The 18,488-nt window shown below is 72.7% G+C and carries 19 protein-coding genes; 5 read left to right on the top strand and 14 right to left on the bottom strand.

Annotation, left to right across the window (positions count from 1 at the left end; translation table 11 throughout):
* Positions 1-55 precede the first annotated feature (55 nt).
* From LG379_RS01995 to LG379_RS01980, 4 genes are read right to left on the bottom strand one after another with little or no spacing between them, the layout of a single operon-like run.
* Positions 56-874 (bottom strand): cytochrome c biogenesis CcdA family protein, encoded by an 819-nt coding sequence (locus LG379_RS01995; protein WP_225752919.1) that lies wholly within the window; start codon positions 872-874, stop codon positions 56-58.
* Entirely contained in the window at positions 871-1,473 is a 603-nt protein-coding gene (locus LG379_RS01990; RefSeq protein WP_225752918.1) for a TlpA disulfide reductase family protein, read from the bottom strand. The genes LG379_RS01995 and LG379_RS01990 overlap by 4 nt, the downstream gene beginning before the upstream one ends.
* Complete coding sequence (locus LG379_RS01985; RefSeq protein ID WP_225752917.1) at positions 1,470-2,132, bottom strand: histidine phosphatase family protein; 663 nt, start codon at positions 2,130-2,132, stop codon at positions 1,470-1,472. Before LG379_RS01985 ends, LG379_RS01990 begins: the two co-directional genes overlap by 4 nt.
* A 53-nt stretch (positions 2,133-2,185) precedes the next feature.
* Positions 2,186-2,671 (bottom strand): MarR family winged helix-turn-helix transcriptional regulator, encoded by a 486-nt coding sequence (locus LG379_RS01980; RefSeq protein ID WP_225752916.1) that lies wholly within the window; start codon positions 2,669-2,671, stop codon positions 2,186-2,188.
* Positions 2,672-2,852: 181 nt separating this feature from the next.
* Between LG379_RS01980 and LG379_RS01975 the strand changes: the two genes are divergently transcribed.
* Positions 2,853-3,416 (top strand): YceI family protein, encoded by a 564-nt coding sequence (locus LG379_RS01975; RefSeq protein ID WP_225752915.1) that lies wholly within the window; start codon positions 2,853-2,855, stop codon positions 3,414-3,416.
* 128 nt (positions 3,417-3,544) lie between these two features.
* Here LG379_RS01975 and LG379_RS01970 read toward each other — a convergent pair whose 3' ends face one another.
* Both LG379_RS01970 and LG379_RS01965 read right to left on the bottom strand, forming a co-directional pair.
* Positions 3,545-4,189 carry a redox-sensing transcriptional repressor Rex gene (locus LG379_RS01970; RefSeq protein ID WP_225753330.1) on the bottom strand — a complete coding sequence of 215 codons (645 nt, stop codon included), beginning with the start codon at positions 4,187-4,189 and terminating at the stop codon, positions 3,545-3,547.
* Complete coding sequence (locus LG379_RS01965) at positions 4,189-4,443, bottom strand: glutaredoxin family protein (protein ID WP_225752914.1); 255 nt, start codon at positions 4,441-4,443, stop codon at positions 4,189-4,191. Before LG379_RS01965 ends, LG379_RS01970 begins: the two co-directional genes overlap by 1 nt.
* A 79-nt stretch (positions 4,444-4,522) precedes the next feature.
* Here LG379_RS01965 and LG379_RS01960 point away from each other — a divergent pair, with 79 nt between their 5' ends.
* Entirely contained in the window at positions 4,523-5,422 is a 900-nt protein-coding gene (locus LG379_RS01960) for an HAD family hydrolase (RefSeq protein ID WP_370634409.1), read from the top strand.
* Between the two features lie 156 nt (positions 5,423-5,578).
* Here LG379_RS01960 and LG379_RS01955 read toward each other — a convergent pair whose 3' ends face one another.
* The 5 genes from LG379_RS01955 to LG379_RS01935 form a co-directional block, all read right to left on the bottom strand.
* On the bottom strand, positions 5,579-7,087 hold the full coding sequence (locus LG379_RS01955) for an alpha-N-arabinofuranosidase (protein WP_225752913.1): 1,509 nt from the start codon (positions 7,085-7,087) through the stop codon (positions 5,579-5,581).
* 73 nt (positions 7,088-7,160) lie between these two features.
* Positions 7,161-8,108: a carbohydrate ABC transporter permease gene (locus LG379_RS01950; RefSeq protein ID WP_225752912.1), complete on the bottom strand. Its 948-nt coding sequence runs from the start codon at positions 8,106-8,108 to the stop codon at positions 7,161-7,163.
* On the bottom strand, positions 8,105-9,058 hold the full coding sequence (locus LG379_RS01945) for a carbohydrate ABC transporter permease (RefSeq protein WP_225752911.1): 954 nt from the start codon (positions 9,056-9,058) through the stop codon (positions 8,105-8,107). The genes LG379_RS01950 and LG379_RS01945 overlap by 4 nt, the downstream gene beginning before the upstream one ends.
* A gap of 89 nt (positions 9,059-9,147) precedes the next feature.
* Positions 9,148-10,524: an ABC transporter substrate-binding protein gene (locus tag LG379_RS01940; protein WP_225752910.1), complete on the bottom strand. Its 1,377-nt coding sequence runs from the start codon at positions 10,522-10,524 to the stop codon at positions 9,148-9,150.
* 213 nt (positions 10,525-10,737) lie between these two features.
* On the bottom strand, positions 10,738-11,781 hold the full coding sequence (locus tag LG379_RS01935) for a LacI family DNA-binding transcriptional regulator (RefSeq protein WP_225752909.1): 1,044 nt from the start codon (positions 11,779-11,781) through the stop codon (positions 10,738-10,740).
* Positions 11,782-12,166: 385 nt separating this feature from the next.
* Here LG379_RS01935 and LG379_RS16895 point away from each other — a divergent pair, with 385 nt between their 5' ends.
* Positions 12,167-13,867: a hypothetical protein gene (locus tag LG379_RS16895; protein ID WP_255632878.1), complete on the top strand. Its 1,701-nt coding sequence runs from the start codon at positions 12,167-12,169 to the stop codon at positions 13,865-13,867.
* A 186-nt stretch (positions 13,868-14,053) separates the two neighbouring features.
* Here LG379_RS16895 and LG379_RS01925 read toward each other — a convergent pair whose 3' ends face one another.
* From LG379_RS01925 to LG379_RS01915, 3 genes are all read right to left on the bottom strand, one after another.
* Positions 14,054-14,152 (bottom strand): 30S ribosomal protein bS22, encoded by a 99-nt coding sequence (locus LG379_RS01925; protein WP_003792170.1) that lies wholly within the window; start codon positions 14,150-14,152, stop codon positions 14,054-14,056.
* Between the two features lie 322 nt (positions 14,153-14,474).
* On the bottom strand, positions 14,475-14,705 hold the full coding sequence (locus tag LG379_RS01920) for a helix-turn-helix domain-containing protein (protein WP_225752908.1): 231 nt from the start codon (positions 14,703-14,705) through the stop codon (positions 14,475-14,477).
* 116 nt (positions 14,706-14,821) lie between these two features.
* Complete coding sequence (locus LG379_RS01915; protein WP_225752907.1) at positions 14,822-16,003, bottom strand: acetoin utilization protein AcuC; 1,182 nt, start codon at positions 16,001-16,003, stop codon at positions 14,822-14,824.
* A gap of 261 nt (positions 16,004-16,264) precedes the next feature.
* Between LG379_RS01915 and LG379_RS01910 the strand changes: the two genes are divergently transcribed.
* Both LG379_RS01910 and LG379_RS01905 read left to right on the top strand, forming a co-directional pair.
* Positions 16,265-17,635: a TrkH family potassium uptake protein gene (locus LG379_RS01910; RefSeq protein ID WP_225752906.1), complete on the top strand. Its 1,371-nt coding sequence runs from the start codon at positions 16,265-16,267 to the stop codon at positions 17,633-17,635.
* A 91-nt stretch (positions 17,636-17,726) separates the two neighbouring features.
* Positions 17,727-18,413 (top strand): TrkA family potassium uptake protein, encoded by a 687-nt coding sequence (locus tag LG379_RS01905; protein WP_225753328.1) that lies wholly within the window; start codon positions 17,727-17,729, stop codon positions 18,411-18,413.
* The last annotated feature ends 75 nt before the right edge of the window (positions 18,414-18,488 follow it).

Below are 18,488 nucleotides of genomic sequence, written 5' to 3'. Positions count from 1 at the left end.
GACGCCGCCCTCAGGGCGAGCCTCGTCGTCGGGGCGGGCGTTCGCCGGGGTCACGTCACACCACCGTCTCGAAGCCGCCGATGAGCCCCTGCAGGGAGCTCGTCCACGCCGTCCACAGACCGCTGACCAGCGCGAGGCCGACGAGGACCAGCACGGCGCCGCCGACCTGCTGGATGAGCCGGCGTCGCTCGCGCAGCACGCGGAGGACGCGCGAGGACCGGTCCAGGGCGAGGGCGATGAGGAGGAACGGCAGCCCGAGCCCGAGGCAGTACGCCACCGAGAGGACCGCTCCGCGTCCGGCCGACGCCTCGTCGAGCGCGAGCGTGTAGACCGCGACGAGCGTCGGGCCGATGCACGGGGCCCAGCCGAGGCCGAACACCACGCCGAGCAGGGGCGCGCCCCACAGGCCGGCGGTGGGCGCGAGGTGGAGGCGCCGCTCGCGCTGCGCGAACGGCATCCAGCCGAGGAAGACGAGCCCCATGAGGACGACGACGACGCCCAGCACCCGCGTGATCGGGTCGCTCCACTGGTTGACGAGCGCGCCGAGGGAGCCGGCCAGCACGCCGAACAGCACGAAGACCGCCGTGAACCCCGCCACGAACAGCCCCACGCCCGCGACGACGCGCCCGCGACCCACCCGCACGAGCGTGGCCGTGCCACCGGCCGAGCCCCCACCACGGCCGCCCTGCGCGCCGGCCATCCCCGAGACGTACCCGAGGTAGCCGGGGACGAGCGGCAGGACGCACGGGGAGGCGAAGGAGACGAGGCCGGCGACGAGGGCGAACGGGACCGCGAGCAGCATCGACCCGCTGAGCACCGTGGTCTGGAAGACGTCACCCACGCCCGCGACGACGCCCACCGCGGCTGTGGTCATGCGCCCTCGGCGAGGGTGTCGTCGATGAGCGTCCGCAGCGTGCTCGCGTCCGCGAGCCCGAGGATGCGGGCCGCGACGTTGCCCTCGCGATCCAGCACGACGGTCGTCGGCACGGCCTGCACCGGCACGACGCCCTGGAGGGCGGCGAGCGCCGCCCCGCCGGAGTCGTGCACGGACGGGTACGGCACCTCGAACGTCCGCTCGAAGGCCAGCGCGTTGCCGGCGTCGTCGCGGGAGTTGATCCCCAGGAGGTGCACGCCGTCGTCGGCGTAGTCCTGCGAGATCGCGGCGAGGTCCGGCGCCTCGGCCCGGCACGGCGGGCACGCGGCGTACCAGGTGTTGAGGACGACGACGTCGCCGCGCCACTGCGCGAGGTCCACCGTCTCGCCGTCGTAGGTCGTGCCCGTGAGCTCGAGCGGGCCGGTACGGTCACCGACCGGCCACGTCGTCACCGAGCCGTCACCGGTGACGTAGCCGGCCTGCGTGCCGCTCTCCGTCCAGCCCCCGGTGACGCTCGGCGCGCAGCCCGCGAGCGCGACGACCGCGAGCGCGCCCGCGGCGCAGCGGGCGGCGAGCCGGTGGCGACGGGTCACGGTCACGCCCCCGGGATGATCGGCGCGTCCGGCAGGAGGTCCGCGCACGGCTCGGAGTAGGTCACGCCCGTGAAGCGGTCGTCGTCCCAGTGCAGGGACGTCAGGGAGGCGACCGTGCACTCGCGCTTGCGCGGGTCGTGCCAGAGCCGCTTGCCCTCGAGCGCCTGCCGCGTCACCCAGATCGGCAGCTGGTGGCTGACGACGACGGCCTCGTGGCCCCGGGCGGCGTCGCGCGCCGTCGCGACGGCCTCGAGCATGCGGGAGACCTGACCGCGGTACGGCTCGCCCCAGGAGGGACGGAAGGGGTTCCACAGGAGCGGCCAGTGCGAGGGGCGGCGCAGGGAGCCGTCGCCGACGCCGAACGTCAGGCCCTCGAACCGGTTCTCGGCCTCGAGCAGACGCTCGTCGGTGGCGACCTCGAGCTCGAAGGCGGCCGCGATGGGGGCGGCGGTCTCCTGGGCGCGCTGCAGGGGCGAGGCGACGACGTGGACGACGTCGCGACGCGCCGCCCCGGCGGGACCGGAGCCGACGAGGTGGTCGGCGACGCGGCCGGCCATGGCCCGACCGCGCTCGGAGAGCGCGAAGCCGTCGAGCCGGCCGTAGAGCACGCCGCCGGGGTTGTGCACCTCGCCGTGGCGCAGCAGGTGGACGGTGGTCGTGGGCATGCACCCAGTCTCGCTCATCGCGCGCGTGGGGTCGGACGGCTGTGAGGAGGGTCTCAGTCCTCGCGCGGGCCCTCGGCGATGCGCTCCATGACGCGGCCCAGGACGCGGAACTCCTCCTCGCTGAGGAGGTCCACGAGGTTGGTGCGCACGGCGCCCACGTGGCCTGGCGCGGTGCGGTCCAGGAGGTCGAAGCCTGCCGGCGTGAGCACGCAGTTGATGCCGCGGCCGTCGTCCTCGCACGCGCGCCGCTCGACGAGGCCCCGGCGCTCCATGCGCGACACCGTGTGGGTGAGGCGGCTGCGCGAGTGCATGACGGACGCGGCGAGCTCGGACATCCGGACGGTCCGTCGGGGCGCCTCGGAGAGCCGGACGAGGATCTCGTACTCGCTGAGGGAGATGTCGGCCTCGGCGTCGAGCTGCCGGTTCAGGGCGTCCTGGAGGGCGGCGGTGCCCAGCAGGTACGCGCGCCACCACCGCTGCTGCTCCGTCGTGAGCCAACGGGTGCCCGCTGTACCCGGGTCGTCAGGCGTCACCGCCATGCCGTCCACCTCCTCCGCCGCCGAACCGTAACAGGGGCCGTGCGCCCTGGCAGGGGCCCTGGTTCCTTGCAGGGCCTTGCGCCCTCGCCCTCAGTGTAGTAGAACTATCAACTAGTTAGTTGACGCTTCAACTTGGAGCCGCCGTCGGCGGCGTCCGAACCACCGCCCGAGAGGAACCGCCATGACCGAGACCACCGTCACCACCCTGCCGAACGGCCTGACCGCCGGCACCTGGACGATCGACGCCTCGCACTCCGAGGCGGCCTTCACGGTCCGCCACGCGGGCATCGCCAAGGTCCGCGGCACCGTCGCGATCACCGACGGCACCATCACCGTCGGCGACGACCTCGCCGTCTCCGCCGTCGCCGCCACGCTGGACCCGGCCACCATCGACACGCGCGACGCCAACCGCGACGGCCACCTCAAGAGCGCCGACTTCTTCGAGGTCGAGACCTACCCGACGTGGACCTTCACCTCGACGTCGGTCCGCGCCGCGGGCGACGACTACGTCGTCACCGGCGACCTCACCCTCCACGGCGTCACGAAGTCGGTCGAGCTGAAGACCGAGTTCAACGGCACCGCGACCGACCCGTTCGGCAACCCGCGCGCCGGCTTCTCCGCCGCGACCGAGATCTCCCGCAAGGACTTCGGCCTCACCTGGAACGCGGCCCTCGAGACCGGCGGCGTCCTCGTGTCCGACACGGTCAAGATCGCCCTCGAGATCTCGGCCATCCGCCAGGCCTGAGCACCAGCGCAGCTGAACCGTCGGTCGTCCGCGACCGACTCGCGACGCCGCCGGACCACCACCCCCGGGTCCGGCGGCGTCGTCGTGCCCAGGGCCGGCGACCATGGTCGGGGCGGGGCGGCAGGCGGTCAGCGGGGCGACGTCGTACGGGTCTGCTGGTGGAACGCGAGGATCTGCAGCTCGCGTGCGAGGTCGACCGACCGCACGTCCACCCCGTCCGGCACCCGCAGCACGCGGGCCGCGAAGGTGAGGATGCTCCGCACCCCGGCCGCGACGAGGCGGTCCGCGACCTCCTGCGCCACGGTGGCGGGCGTCGCGAGCACGGCGACGGTGGCACCCTCCCGCACGACGACGTCCTCCAGCCGCTCGGCCGGCTCGACGACGAGGTGCCCCACCCGCGTCCCCACCACCCCCGGGTCCGCGTCGACGAGCGCCGCCACGCGGAACCCCTGTCCCCCGTCGGCCTCGTACGCCTGGACGTAGGCGGCGAACGCCTGCCCGAGGTTGCCGACCCCCACGATGACGACGGCGAGGTCCCGGGTGAGGCCGAGCGCCGACGCGACCTGCGAGCGCAGGTGCGCGACCTCGTAGCCGACGCCGCGGACGCCGTGCGACCCCAGGCACGACAGGTCCCGGCGCAGCTGCGCGGGCCCCACGCCGGCGAGGGCCGCGAGCTCCCCGGACGACGTGCGCGCCGTCCCGCGCGCGGCCAGGTCGTCCAGGGCGCGCAGGTAGATGGGCAGCCGGGCGACCGTGGACGGCGGGACCTGCATCACGCGCGGTGCCCCAGGGCCCGGCGCACCCGCTCGGCGTCGACCCGCCAGAAGCCGACCTGCACGTCGTCGACCGTCACCACGGGGACGTACTCCCCGTAGCGCGCCTGGAGGTCGGGGTCGGTGTCGACGTCGACCTCCAGCCACCCGACGTCGTCGGGGACGACCGCGGCGAGCACCTCGCGCGCCTCGTCGCACAGGTGGCAGCCGGCCCGCCCGTACAGGACGACGCGCCCGTCGTCGGGAGTGGTCACGGCGACCACCCTAAGCCGCGGTCGGACGCCGGGCGGCAGGTCGGACGGCCCACCGACCGGCGGTGGATACAGTGGCCGGGTGGTGCAGCCGACCGAGGAGACCGACCCGCACCCCTACGGCGTCGACGAGCTCGAGCAGGACGTCGAGGAGCACGGTCGCGCCGCGGCCCGCGCGGCCGTCGAGGAGGAGGGTCTGCCGGACCCGGTGCCGCCGGTGGCGGCGTTCTTCGACCTGGACAACACGATCATCCGCGGCGCGAGCGCGTTCCACCTCGCGGTGGGCCTGCGCCGGCGCGGGTTCGTCGCCGTGGAGGACATCGCCAAGGTCGCCCGCCAGCACGCGCGCTACCTGGCGTTCGGCGAGAACCTCAAGGACATCGCCGACATCCGCTCGCGGGCGCTGAGCGTCGTGGCGGGACGGTCCGTCGCGGACATCACCGCCATCGGCGAGGAGGTCTGGGACGAGGTGCTGTCGCTGCGGATCTTCCCCGGTGCGCAGGCGCTCCTGTCCGACCACCTCGCGCGCGGGCACCAGGTGTGGATCATCACCGCCAGCCCCATCGAGATCGGCCGGCTCATCGGCAGCCGTCTCGGGGTGACCGGCGCGCTCGGCACCGTGGCCGAGCACAAGGACGGCATCTACACCGGTCGCCTCATCGGTGACCTCATGCACGGCGCGGCCAAGGCGCGCGCCGTGGAGGAGCTGGCGCGCACCGAGGGCCTGGACCTGGGGCGGTGCTACGCCTACGGCGACTCGACGAACGACCTGCCGATCCTCTCGGCCGTCGGGCACCCGTTCGCGATCAACCCGGACGTGCGGCTGCGGCGCCACGCGGCCGAGCACGGGTGGCCGGTCCACGAGTTCCGCGGCCGGCGCCGCACCGCCGCCCGGCGCGGCGTGCAGACGGCCAGCGTGGCGGGGCTGCTGTGGGTCGCACGGCTCGCCGTCCGGACGGTGCAGAAGCGGCTCGGAGGCTGAGGGGGCGTCGGGCCGGCGCACGCGGTGCGTGGCCGGCCGGTCCGCATCCTCCCGGGCAGGGACGCCGACGACGGCGAGCCGGCCCCCTGCATCGGCGCGACATCGACCCCCGGGCGGGCGAGGACGCTCGACGGACGCGCCCGCCCGGGGGTCTGATCAGGCCTGGACGAGCCGCAGCATCGACCAGGAGACCGGGGGGAGGACGACGCGCGCGGCGGCGGCGTCGACGGTCGCCGACGTGTTCGCGACCGGGGCGAGCGAGGCGTCGTCGTCGGCCGTGGCCCGGGCGTACGGGTCCGGGTTGGCGAGCGTGACCGCCTCGGCCACCCGGAGGTCGCCGAACGCACGCAGGTCAACCTCGAGGGTCGCGTCCTCGGTGAGTGACCGGTTGACGACGAACACCGCGACGTCCCCCGACTCCGCGTCGTGCGTGGCCACCGCGTCCAGGAGGGGCGTCTCGCCGAACTTCGCCGTCTCGTGCGTCGGGGTCCGCAGCCCCACCTCGAGCACCTCCCCGACGGCGTGGCGGGCCGTGAGGGCGAACGGGTGGAAGGTGGTCTGCCGCCACAGTCGACCGCCCGGCTCGGTCATGATCGGAGCGATGACGTTGACGAGCTGGGCGAGGCTCGCCGACTGCACCCGGTCGCTGTGCCGCAGGAGCGAGATGAGCAGGTTCCCGACGACGACGGCGTCCGCCACGTTGTAGTGGTCCTCGAGGAGGGCGGGGGCGACCGGCCAGCTGTCCTTCGGCGGCTCCGACGGTGCCGCGTGCAGGTACCAGACGTTCCACTCGTCGAAGGAGACGTGGATCCGCTTGGTCAGCTTGCGGGCGGCGCGAACGGAGTCGGCCGTGGCGACGACGTCGTCGATGAACGCGTCCATGTTCATGGCCGAGGCGAGGAACGAGGCGAGGTCGCCGTCCTCCTCGAAGTAGTACGCGTGGGCCGAGACGTAGTCGACGTGCTCGTACGCCTCGGTCAGGACGGCGCGCTCCCAGGCCCCGAAGGTCGGCATGGCGGACCCGGAGCTGCCGCAGGCCACGAGCTCGAGGTCGGGCTGGATCATCCGCATCGCGCGGGCGGTCTCCGCGGCGAGCCGGCCGTACTCCTCGGCCGTCTTGTGACCGATCTGCCACGGGCCGTCCATCTCGTTCCCCAGGCACCACATGCGGATGGCGTGCGGCTCCGCGGCGCCGTGCGCCCGGCGCAGGTCGGACCAGTGCGTGCCGCCCGCGACGTTGCAGTACTCGAGAAGGTCCAGGGCCTCCTGGACGCCCCGCGTGCCGAGGTTCACGGCCATCATCGGCTCGACGCCCGCCGTGCGGCACCAACGGACGAACTCGTCGACGCCCACGGTGTTGGGCTCGGTGGAGTGCCACGCGAGGTCCAGGCGAGCGGGCCGCTGGTCGAGCGGGCCGATCCCGTCCTCCCACCGGTAGCCCGACACGAAGTTGCCCCCCGGGTAGCGCACCGTGGTGACGCCGAGCTCCTGGACGGCCTGGACGACGTCCTTGCGGAAGCCGTCCTCGTCGGCCGAGGGGTGCCCCGGGTCGTGGATGCCGGTGTAGACGCAGCGGCCGAGGTGCTCGACGAACGAGCCGAACGTGCGCCGGTGCACCGGCGAGACCACGAACGCGGGGCTCAGGGACAGGGACGCGTGCAGCATGAAGGGAGGCTCCTGATGACGGGTGTCGGGATGGGGACGGTGCGTGGGCGACCAGGTGATGGCGCCCAGGCTGCTACTTGATGGCGCCGAGGGCGAGCCCGCCCTGCCAGTACCGCTGCAGGGCGAGGAATGCGCCGACGAGCGGCAGCACCGACAGGAACGCCCCGGTCACCACGAGGTTCCACAAGGTCTCGCCGCCGGCCCCGCCGCTGGACAGCGCCTGCCAGTTGGCGAGCCCGACCGTGATGGGGAGCAGCTCGGGGCTGCGCACCATCGTCAGCGCGAGGAAGTAGTTGTTCCAGGTGGCGACGACGGACAGCAGCAGGACGGTGACGATGGCCGGGCGGAGGAGCGGCAGTGCGACCTGGAAGAAGAGCCGGAGCTCCCCCGCGCCATCGACGCGTCCGGCGTCGAGCATCTCGTCGGGCACCACGTCCTGCGTGTACACCCGGACCAGGTACACGCCGAGCGGGCTGAGCAGGGACGGCAGGATGACGGCCCACCGGGTGTTGACGAGCTCGAGCTCGGCAAGGAGCACGAACGTCGGGATGACCAGAGCCGTGAGCGGGACCATGACGCTGCCGAGCAGGAGGGCGAACGCCGCGTTGCGCCCCCGGAAGCGGTACTTGGCGAAGCCGTAGCCGGCCAGGAGGGACAGCACGGTGGCCCCGACACCGGCCGCGAGGGCGTAGACGAACGAGTTGCCGAGCCAGGTCCAGTAGATCCCGCCCTGGTAGGTGGTCAGGGTGCGGATGTTGTCGACGAGGGAGAAGTCGTCGGCGAACCACAACGGGCTGCTGCTGCTTGCGAAGAGCCCCGAGTTCGACTTCGTCGCCGCGACGACGAGCCACCACAGCGGGGTGACGAAGTACAGGACGAGTGCGAGGAGGAAGAGGTGTGACCCGAGGCGTCGTCCGCGAGGCCCGCGCGGCGCCGGTGCGGCAGGCCGGCGCCGCAGGCGTCCTGCCCTGGTGGAGGTCGGCGGAGCGCCCGCGGCGCCGCCGGTCGTCTGGAGGCTCATGAGTTCAGTCCGCTCTTCTTCCGGGTGAGGAACAGGAAGAGGTACGAGAAGGCGAAGACGACGACGCCGAGGGCGAACGAGATCGTCGAGGCGTAGTTGAACTGCTGGTACGAGAACGCCAGCCCGTGGGCGTACATGTTCGGCGTGTAGTGCACGGGGATCGCCCCGGCGGCCACGTTGCGCAGGATCGAGGGCTCGGTGAAGAACTGGAGCGTGCCGATGAGCGCGAAGACGACGACCATGACGAGCGCCGCAGAGATCATCGGCACCTTGATGCGGAAGGCGATCTGCCGACCGTTGGCGCCGTCGATGCGCGCCGCCTCGTAGACCGAGGGGTCGATGCCGCGCAGGGCGGCGAAGATGATGATCATGTAGTAGCCGGACCACTGCCAGGTGACGATGTTGATGAGGCTGCCGAACACGGTTCCTGGTGCGAGGAAGTTCGGAGCGTCCGCGCCGAAGAGGTCGAAGAGGTCCGACGCCGGCCCGAACCGCGGGCTGTAGAGGAAGCCCCACATGAGGGCGCCGATCATCCCCGGGACCGCGTAGGGCACGAAGATCATGAGTCGCGAGAAGCGCGAGAGGCGCGTCGCGAGGGTGTCGAGGACCAGTGCAGCCGCGAGGGCCACGGCCAGCTGGATCGGCACCATCACGGCGACGAACAGGCCGACCCGCGCCAGTCCGCCGAGGAAGAGCGGGTCGCTGAAGGCGCGCTGGTAGTTGGTCAGACCCGTGAAGGACTCCCCGGCGGCGAGCGTGTTGGTGTGCAGGCTCATCCAGAACGCGTAGCCCAGCGGGGCCACGAGCAGCACGAGGAAGATCACCGCGAACGGGGCGAGGAAGAACCAGCCCCAGCGCTGGCGGTTGCGTTCGATCCTGCTGCCGCGGGTCGGTGCCGGCGGGCGTCCGGTGCTGACTGCCCCGGGGGGCGTCGACGTCGTCGTCGTCATGGGGAACTCACCTTCCTGTCCGGGTGTCCGGGCTGGGCAGCTGCCCGTGCGCCCGGGCCAGGTTCACGCCTGGCCCGGGCGCGGGGCTGCTACTCCGTCACGGTGAAGCCCTGCGACTCGGCGTAGGTCACGACGTCCTCCTGGATGGCGTTCATCGCCTCCTCGGCGGTAGCCGATCCCTCCACGAGCGCAGTGAGCTGCTGCGTTCCCTGGTCGTAGACGTAGGTGAGGAACGGAGGTGTCGTGAAGCCCTCGTAGCCGGCAGCCGCCTCGAGGAACACGTCCTTGTTGATCTGCTGACCGCCGAAGAAGGGGTACTCGAGATCCGCGAAGTACTCCGACTCCAGGACCGGGATCCACAGCGGGAAGAGCGCGGCCTCCTCGATGCCGATCTTCCACGCCTCCTCCGTGCCGAAGAGCTCCATCGCCACCTGCGCGGCCAGCTCAGGGTTGTCCGCCTGCTCGGAGACGGCGAACGTGGATCCGCCGATGTTGACCTGCCGCGGCAGCTCGCCCTCCCACTGGGGCAACGGCGCTGCACGCCAGACGGCGTCCGCGTCCGCGTCGGACAGGCCGGCCAGGTAACCGGGACCCCATGCTGCGGCGACGTACGAGGCGTACGTGCCGTCCACGAGGCTGGCGTTGTAGTCCGCCGTGAAGGCCTCGTCCGTGGCGAGGAGACCACGATCAACCAGGTCCTCCCAGTACGAGAGCACTTCGATCGCCTCCGGGGTCGCCATGTTGATCTTCATCTCAGTGCTGCCCGAGTCGTACTCGAAGGGCTCCCACCCCTTCTGAGCAGCCATCGCCTGGAAGAAGGCCCACCAGTTCGGCGGGAAGTTGGCGATGTAGCCCTCGTAGCCGGCGTCCTTGAGCTGCTGGGCCGCCGCCGCGAACTCCTCCCAGGTCGTCGGCACGGCGACGCCGTACTGGTCGAAGATGTCCTGCCGGTACAGGAAGCCCATCGGTCCACCGTCGACGGGGATGGCGTAGACCGCATCTCCCTCGCTCACGTCGGACCATGCACCCTCGGTGTACTCCTCCTCGAGCTCCGCCGCGCCGTACGGGGCGAGGTCCACGAGCGCGTCCCGGATGGTGTACTGCGCGAGGAACTCGGCCTCGATCATCATGACGTCAGGGGCTCCCGAGCCCGCCTCGAGCGTGGTGCTGAAGGCCTGGTACGCGTCACCCCCTTGACCCGCGTTCGTCCAGCAGACCTGGACGTCGTCGTGCGTCTCGTTGAAGAGGTCGACCACCTGCTCCATGGCGGGGTACCACGCCCACACCGTGACCACCGGAGCGTCGTCCACCTTGATCGTGTTGGTGCACGAGGCGTCCGATGCGCCCGAGCCGCCACCACCGCCGTCACCACCGTCGCCACCGCCGCAGGCAGCGAGGACGGTGGCTGCGCCGAGGGCGACGGCCGTCGCCGACATGCGCCGGCTGCCCTGTCGCGTGATGTGCATGCGAATCCTCCTTGATCCGTCCCGCTCGCGCGGTGCTTCATCGATGTAAAACCGTACTGTTCATCGATGAAGAACGCGCGTCAAGAGTGGTGACGTGTCTGATACGCGTTCGTGATCCGGCTGCAGGGCCGGGTCGTGACGGGGTCCTGGTCGCGGCCGGCACGCAGGAGCGACGGCCGTGACCGGAGGTGACGGGTGGACCCAGCCGGCCGGTCAGACGGCCTGGACGGGGACCTCCAAGGTCTCCTCCGCGCCGCTGGAGCCCCCCGGGACCAGACGGAACGCGGGTGCGATCCGCTGCGGCTCGCCGGCGGTGCCGCGCCTGCGTTCGTCGAGCAGCCGGACGGCGGCCTCCGGGATCTCGGCCCGGCCCGGGTCGATCGTCGTCAGGGTGGGGTTGGAGAACCGCCCCTCGTCGATCGCGTCGAAACCGACGACGGCGACGTCGTCTGGCACAGCGATGCCGCGGACCTGGAGCTCGTGCATCGCGCCGAGAGCGAGGGAGTCGTTGAACGCGAAGACGGCGTCGAAACGCACGCCGTCGTCCACGAGCCGACCGATGGTGCGGGCGCCGGTCACGTGGTCCCAGCTGCGTGCGGTCGCCACCTCGAGCGCCGGGTCGATCTCGAGGCCCGCCTCGTCCATCGCGGCCCGGTAGCCGAGGAGGCGCAGCGGCGCCGAGCCCACCTCCTGGGTCGGGTTGGGGCCCATCGCGACGATGCGCCGTCGGCCGAGACCGAGCAGGTGCTCCGTCGCCTCCTTGGCGGCGGCCGTGTTCTGCATCGTGACGTGATCGATCTCCGGGTGGAAGATGCGCTCGCCGAGCAGCACCAGCGGGTACGGGAGGCCCAGGAGCGCCGCCTCGTCGCCGGGACCGAGGGCCAGCGGGCTGTAGATGAGCCCGTCCGTGAGGTGCCGCCGCGTGCCGGTGAGGATCTCGAGCTCGAGGTCCCGACGACCACCGTGCTGCTCGATGATCACCGTCACCCCGCGCTCCTCGGCAGCGGCGATGACGGCGCCGGCGAGCTCGGCGAAGTAGGGCACGCGCAGCTCCGGCAGAGCGAGCCCGATGATCCCGCTGCGTCCGGTGCGCAGGCTCCGCGCGGAGGCGTTCATCCGGTAGCCGAGCTCGGCGATCGCGTCGAGCACGCGCGACCGCGTCTCGGGCTTGACGTACGGGTAGCCGTTGACGACGTTGGACACCGTCTTCGCCGAGACGCCGGCGCGCCGCGCCACGTCCTGCATGGTGGCGGCCACGAACACCTCCCGGTCCGGCACCGTCCCGTCCCGGGACGGATCTTCATGATCGCACGAACGTCGGGCGGCGACGTCCCCGCACGGCGTTGCCGTTCCCGGCGGACGCACACGCTGGTCACGGGCGGCGCCCGTTGACGCGACCCTGACACGCGAGGCGGCGCCCCCGCCAGCCGGCGGCAGCGGCGGGCCGGCAGGCGGCAGGCGGCAGGCGGCAGGCGGGCGAAGATCAGGTTCGGCGCGCGCGCTGACGCGGGCATCACCTCCGCGCTCAGCGCATGCCACGCCCAGCACCGTGTGCGAGTCGACGGCAGCGCAGCGCGTCGTCGGTGCCTGCGCGGCCCACGGCTCCGCGCTCGTGTCGGTGCCTCGTTCTAGTGTCGTACGCATGTTCGATGGTGTGGTGGTGGAGCGGTCGGCGGAGGATGACGTCGCCGCGGCGCTGGCGTTCGCGCGGTCGCGGGCGGGCCGGTCGATCCCGGCGCAGGACGTGGCGGTGCGGTGGGCGTTGATCCACCCCCACGCGGCGAGGTTCGCCGCTGCGGTCCCCGGTCCGGGGCTGGCGGGGATGGTGCAGGAGGTCGCGGTCGCCGACGCCCCCAGCGAGGACCTGCTGGAGGTGGTCGCGGCGTGGGACCGGCTGGCCGGGTGGGTGGTGGCCGGTCAGGCCAGGGTGCTGCAGGAGCTGCACCGCCGGGCGGTGGGGTCCACGTGGGCGGTCAAGGGCCTGCGGGACGAGGTCGCCGGGACCCTGGCCGCGTCGGGGCGGGCCGCGCAGGTCCTGCTGGACCGGGCCGTGGAGCTCGGTCACGCCCCGGAGGTCCACGACGCGTTGGCGCTCGGGGTGGTGTCGGTGCGCAAGGCGGACGTGCTGCTGCGCGAGACCGGGTCCCTGACCGGCCAGGAGGCCCGGGCGGTGCACACCGAGGTGCTGGACCGGGCGCACGAGCTGACCGCACCCCAGGTCGGTGCCGCCGCCCGACGGGCGGTGCTGCAGGTGGACCCCGACGCCGCCGAGCACCGCCACCACCAAGCGGTGCGGGACCGGTGCGTGGTGCTCGAACCCGCGCCGGACTGCATGGCCACGCTGCGGGCGTGCCTGCCGGCGGGGGACGCGGTGCGGGTCATGCACGCCCTGGACCCCGTCGCCACCACCGCCGCCCCGGAGGACCCCCGCGGTGTGGACGCGCGCCGCGCGGACGCCCTCGTCGACGTCCTGGGTTCGGTCCTGGACGGTACGACCGACGACCTGGGCGCGCTGCTCACCGGCCGCGGCGGCCCGGGCGCCGACGCACGCGACAGCGCGGGCGCGGGCGCGGGCGGCGGTGCCGGTACCGGTCCCGGCGTGCGGACCTCACGGCGGCGCCGGCGCCGCCCGGTCAAGCTCGCGATCACCGTCACCGCGGACGCGCTGGCCGGGGCGACCTGGACCCCGGCATGGCTGGACCGGTACGGGCCGGTCCTGCCCTCCCTGGCCCGCCACCTGGCCGCGGAGGCGACCTGGCACTTCCAACGCACCGACCCCGCCACCGGGGAGGCCCTGGAACAACCCGGCAGCCGCTACCGCCCCCGGACGCCCTGCGTGAGGCGATCATCGCCCGCGACGTCACCTGCACCTTCCCCGGCTGCCGCACCCCCGCCCACACCTGCGACCTGGACCACACCATCGCCTTCGACGACACCCGCGACGCGGCCGGGCAGACCCGACGGTCCAACCTCGCCGCCCTGTGCCGCCACCACCACCAGCTCAAGACCCACGCCGGATGGACACCCCACCGCGACCCCGCGACCGGAGTCACGACGTGGACCTCACCGACCGGTAAGCCGTACACCCGCAACCCCGTCCCGGCACCGAGCGAGACCGCACCGATCGAACCGGAACCACCACTCCGCACGGGCAGACCGAGCGGCAGACCAGCGCCCGGCACACCTGGCGACGAAACGGCAGCCGTCACGGACGGCAGAGCCGGACGCGAGGGCGAACGGCTACCCGGACGCAGCGGAGGGAACCCCCTGCGCCCCGGCGACACGGCGGAGCAACCGGGCACCGCCCGCAACGGCGACCCGCCGTTCTGAGCGCGCCCAGTGATCGGCTCACACCGTGCGGTCGGCTCCGCGGATGCGTGGGCGTGCCGTCAGGGTGCTCGGCCGGCGTCTCGGACTGGGGGTCCGCACCCGTTCCCACGGTTCGCAGCAGGCCGCTCGAGAGACGACGACAGGCCCGGTCGCGGGGCGACCGGGCCTGGGCGTCAGATGCCGCCTGAGGCGGCTCAGCTCACTTCTTGTTGCGGCGCTGGTGACGCGTCTTGCGCAGCAGCTTGCGGTGCTTCTTCTTGGCCATGCGCTTGCGGCGCTTCTTGATGACGGAGCCCACGGGTCCTCACAGGTTCTAGGTCGGGTCACCGGGGTCCGTCCGAGGCCGCGAGGCCCAGGCACCGCCCCGAGCTCGGGAAAGTCCGTCGCTCACTGTACCGCGTCCAGAGGCTGCGAGTCCTCGGCCGTCGGTCGGCGTCTCAGCGCCCGCGGCTCGGACGAACGTCGGTCCAGTCGCGGCGGCCCGTACGGCAGCCAGGACGAGCAGCGAGCGGCAGACCGGCAGCAGGCCCGGAGCCAGCGGCAGACGGAGACGTGCAGACGTGCAGACGTGCAGACGTGCAGAGCAGGCAGACAGCAGGCCGGCAGGCGCAGTCGGAACCTCAGGAGCTGAGGCGCCCCTCCTGCTGATCGCCGTGGTGCTCCGTCAACGACGCCGCGAGATAGGCCTCGAGCGCGTCCTGCGGGACGCGGAAGGACCGGCCGACCCGCACCGCCGGCAGCTCGCCCCCGTGCACGAGGCGGTACACGGTCATCCGGGACACGCGCATGACGTCGGCGACCTCCGCCACCGTGAGGTACCGCAGGCGAGGCTGCTCCGGCCCACTGGTCATGCTGCCCCGATCTCCTTCACGGCCTGGCTGACACGACCGGTCGGCTGCGTCGCCCGAAGCCTAGGGGCTGCTGGGACGGGTGTGAAAGGGGTGGAACGGGTGACAGGAGTGACCGGCTAGTCGTACAGCGGATCGAGGTCGTGCCACTCGAAAACCGCCCGTCGCGCCGCGAGGATGACCCGGTCGACGTCGTCATGGGGGTCATAGCCCTCGCCCCAGCCCCGTGGCGCGCGCAGCGGCTCACCGTCGCCCATCGTCGCGGGCGTCTCACCGCCGGAGGTGATGAGCCGGACGTGCTCCGCGAAGCCCTCCGGCACAGGTGTCCCGACGTCGATCGGCACGTGCGCGGCGATGGCGAGCAGGTGCGTCCACACACGGGGCACCACCTGCGTCACCGCGTACCCGCCACCGCCGAGCGCGAGCCACCGCCCCGCGCACACGTCGTGCGCCAGCGCGTGGACTCGCTCCATGGCGGCGCGCTGCGCGTCGACGGACACGTCCAGGTGGGTCAACGGGTCCTGGCCGTGCGCGTCGCACCCGTGCTGCGTCACGAGCACCTCCGGGGCGAACGCCCGGGCCACGGTCAGCGCGACGGCGTCCACCGCACGCAGCCACCGGGTGTCGGACGTCCCGGCAGGCACAGCGACGTTCACCACCGTCCCCCGGGCGTGCGGCCCCCCGACGTCCGTCGGGTGGCCCGTCCCGGGGAAGAGCGTGAGCCCGCTCTCGTGCACCGACACCGTGAGCACCCGGGGATCGTCCCAGAACGCTGCCTCGACCCCGTCACCGTGGTGCGCGTCGAGGTCGACGTACGCCACCCTCTGCGCCCCGGCGTCGAGCAGCCGCCGGATGGCGGCGACCGCGTCGTTGTAGATGCAGAAGCCCGCCGCGTTCGTCCGCATCGCGTGGTGCATTCCACCGGCGATGTTCACCGCGTGCAGCGCCTCCCCCGACCACAGCGCGTCCGCCGCCTCGACGGAGCCCGTGACGATCCGCGCCGCCGCCTCGTGCATCCCCGGGAAGCAGGGGTCGTCCGCGGTGCCCAAACCGTGCGACGGGTCGGGCCGCCCGGTGGCGGACGCGCGCTGCACCGCGGCCACGTAGGCGGGGTCGTGCGCCGTCGCAAGCACCTCGTCCGACGCCGGCTCCGCACCGACGAGCGTCACGCCGTCCGCGTCGAGGACGCCCAGCTCCGCCGCCAGGCGGAAGGTCAGGTCCAGACGGACCGGCGTCATCGGGTGCCCGGGGCCGAAGTCGTAGCCGAGGAGCGCCGGGGACCACACGACCCGCGTCAGCATGGTCCACCGTAGCCCGCCGCGAGCGGTGCGCGTGACACGCGTCACGCCCGCAGACCGCGCGCCGCCCGCCCGGCCAGGCGGCCGCCGGTCGAGCGCCTCCACCGGCGGTTGCCGGTCGGGCCGCCGCCCCGTCTCCGGCACGACGGCGTCGTCATCCGCGTCACGTCCCGCGCGGAACCGGCGCGCGGTGCCAGAGTGGGCGGTGCCACAGTGGGCGACGACGACGGCGCCCGGCCGTCACCCGGACGGACGGAGGTGCGCGTGGAGATACCGCAGCCGCTCCTCATCGGGCGCGAGTGGGTGGACGACCTCGCCCGGCACCACCCGGCCCGTCTCGCCCTCTCCGTCTTCGCCGCCGTGGTCGCCCTCTTCACGGGGCTCCTCCTGCTCCCCCAGGCGACCGCCGGCGTGGAGTCCGCCGCGTTCGTCGACGCCCTCTTCACCGCCACGTCGGCGGTGTGCGTGACCGGCCTCACCACGGTCGACACGGCGACCTACTGGTCGGGTTTCGGTCAGGCCGTGATCCTCGTCGCCATCAAGATCGGCGGCCTGGGGATCATGACCCTCGCGTCGCTGCTCGGCATGGCGGTGTCCCGACGCATCGGGCTGACGCAACGCCTGCTCACCGCCTCGGAGACGAAGACGGCGCAGCTGGGCGAGGTCGGTTCGCTCGTGCGCGTCGTCATCATCACCTCGCTGACGCTCGAGGCCGCGATCGCGCTCGTCCTCATCCCCCGCTTCCTCACGCTCGGCGAGTCCCTGGGCGACGCCCTGTGGCACGGCGTCTTCTACGCGGTGTCGGCCTTCAACAACGCCGGCTTCGTGTCCACGCCCGAGGGCCTCATGCCCTACGTCGGGGACTGGTGGATGAACGTGCCGATCATCCTCGGCGTCTTCATCGGGTCGCTCGGCTTCCCGGTCATCCTCAACCTCGCACGCCGCCGCACCGACGTCGGCCGCTGGAGCCTCCACACCAAGCTCACCCTCACCGTCTCGAGCCTGCTGGTCGGCGTCGGGGCCTTGGCGATCGGCTCGTTCGAGTGGCGCAACCCGGACACGTTCGGGCCCCTCGACGTCCCGTCCAAGGTGCTCGCGTCGATCTTCGCCTCGGTCATGCCCCGCTCCGGCGGCTTCAGCACGGTCGAGACCGGCGACATGTACGAGGCGACCTGGCTCCTCACGGACGCCCTCATGTTCGTCGGTGGCGGCAGCGCGTCGACCGCGGGCGGCATCCGCGTGACGACGCTCGCCGTCCTCATGCTCGCGATCCTCGCGGAGGCCCGCGGTGACCACGACCTTGAGGCGTTCGGCCGCCGCATCCCCCGGGACACGCTGCGCCTGTCGATCGCGGTCGCCTTCATCGGTGCCACGACGGTCCTCGTCGCGAGCCTGCTGCTGCTCGAGATCACGCGGCTGCGGCTCGACGTGGTGCTGTTCGAGACGATCTCGGCGTTCGCGACCGTAGGGTTGACGACAGGCATCACCCCGACCCTCCCGGACTCGGGGAAGTACGTCATCACCGCGCTCATGTTCATCGGCAGGACCGGGACCATGACCGTCGCCGCCGCGCTCGCGCTGCGCGACCGTCGCCGCGTCATCCGGTACCCCGAGGAGAGGCCGATCATTGGCTGACGCGTTCGACCACGACCCGCCCAGCGGGCTGGAGGTCCCCCGACCGACAGGCCTCAGCCCGAGCCAGGGCATCGGAGACCGTGCCGCAGGAGTGCTCGCGCGCGGGCGCGGCAAGAACAAGGAGAAGGAGCGCGACGCCGGCGTCCTGCTCATCGGTCTGGGCCGCTTCGGCACAGCGATCGCGCTGACGCTCGAGCGCCTCGGGCACGACGTCCTCGCCGTCGAGCGCGACGCGCAGCTCGTGGAGCAGTACACCGGTCGGTTCCCGCTGGTCCAGGCCGACGCCACCAACCCCGAGGCGCTCCTGCAGCTCGGGGCGCGGGACTTCGGCGTCGCGGTCGTCGGCGTGGGCACGTCGCTGGAGGCCAGCGTCCTCATCGCAGGGAACCTCGTGGACCTCGGCACCCCCCAGATCTGGGCGAAGGCCATCTCCAACGAGCACGCGCGCATCCTGCACCGCATCGGTGCGCACCACGTCGTCCTCCCGGAGGCCGACGCCGGGAACCGCGTGGCCCACCTGGTCTCCGGGAAGCTCCTGGACTACATCGAGGTCGAGGACGGCTTCACCATCGTCAAGATGCGCCCGCCGCGCGAGACGCAGGGCTTCACGATCGGCCAGTCGCAGATCCGCCAGCGGTACGGCGTCACGGTCATCGGCGTGAAGCCCCCCGGTGAGGAGTTCGTCTACGCGACCGAGGACACGCGGATCTCCGCCAACGACCTGCTCGTCGTCTCCGGCCACGCGGAGCTCCTCGAGCGGTTCGCCGCCCGTCCCTGAGCGGTCCCTGCAGCACGAAGGCCCGGCCCCCTCTCGGGGCCGGGCCTTCGTCTGGGTGCGCCCGCTGTGCCGGAG

The organism is Actinotalea sp. Marseille-Q4924 (assembly GCF_916618755.1).
Taxonomy (GTDB): domain Bacteria; phylum Actinomycetota; class Actinomycetes; order Actinomycetales; family Cellulomonadaceae; genus Actinotalea.
The sequence above is the reverse complement of the archived record's forward strand: the minus strand, read 5'-3'. Positions and strand labels throughout refer to the sequence as shown.

Coding starts and splice junctions, on each gene's coding strand:
- LG379_RS01995 (WP_225752919.1), bottom strand. CDS start 874: ATGACCACAGCCGCGGTGGGCGTCGTCGCGGGCGTGGGTGACGTCTTC.
- LG379_RS01985 (WP_225752917.1), bottom strand. CDS start 2,132: ATGCCCACGACCACCGTCCACCTGCTGCGCCACGGCGAGGTGCACAAC.
- LG379_RS01980 (WP_225752916.1), bottom strand. CDS start 2,671: ATGGCGGTGACGCCTGACGACCCGGGTACAGCGGGCACCCGTTGGCTC.
- LG379_RS01975 (WP_225752915.1), top strand. CDS start 2,853: ATGACCGAGACCACCGTCACCACCCTGCCGAACGGCCTGACCGCCGGC.
- LG379_RS01970 (WP_225753330.1), bottom strand. CDS start 4,189: ATGCAGGTCCCGCCGTCCACGGTCGCCCGGCTGCCCATCTACCTGCGC.
- LG379_RS01955 (WP_225752913.1), bottom strand. CDS start 7,087: ATGCTGCACGCGTCCCTGTCCCTGAGCCCCGCGTTCGTGGTCTCGCCG.
- LG379_RS01950 (WP_225752912.1), bottom strand. CDS start 8,108: ATGAGCCTCCAGACGACCGGCGGCGCCGCGGGCGCTCCGCCGACCTCC.
- LG379_RS01945 (WP_225752911.1), bottom strand. CDS start 9,058: ATGACGACGACGACGTCGACGCCCCCCGGGGCAGTCAGCACCGGACGC.
- LG379_RS01940 (WP_225752910.1), bottom strand. CDS start 10,524: ATGCACATCACGCGACAGGGCAGCCGGCGCATGTCGGCGACGGCCGTC.
- LG379_RS16895 (WP_255632878.1), top strand. CDS start 12,167: ATGTTCGATGGTGTGGTGGTGGAGCGGTCGGCGGAGGATGACGTCGCC.
- LG379_RS01920 (WP_225752908.1), bottom strand. CDS start 14,705: ATGACCAGTGGGCCGGAGCAGCCTCGCCTGCGGTACCTCACGGTGGCG.
- LG379_RS01915 (WP_225752907.1), bottom strand. CDS start 16,003: ATGCTGACGCGGGTCGTGTGGTCCCCGGCGCTCCTCGGCTACGACTTC.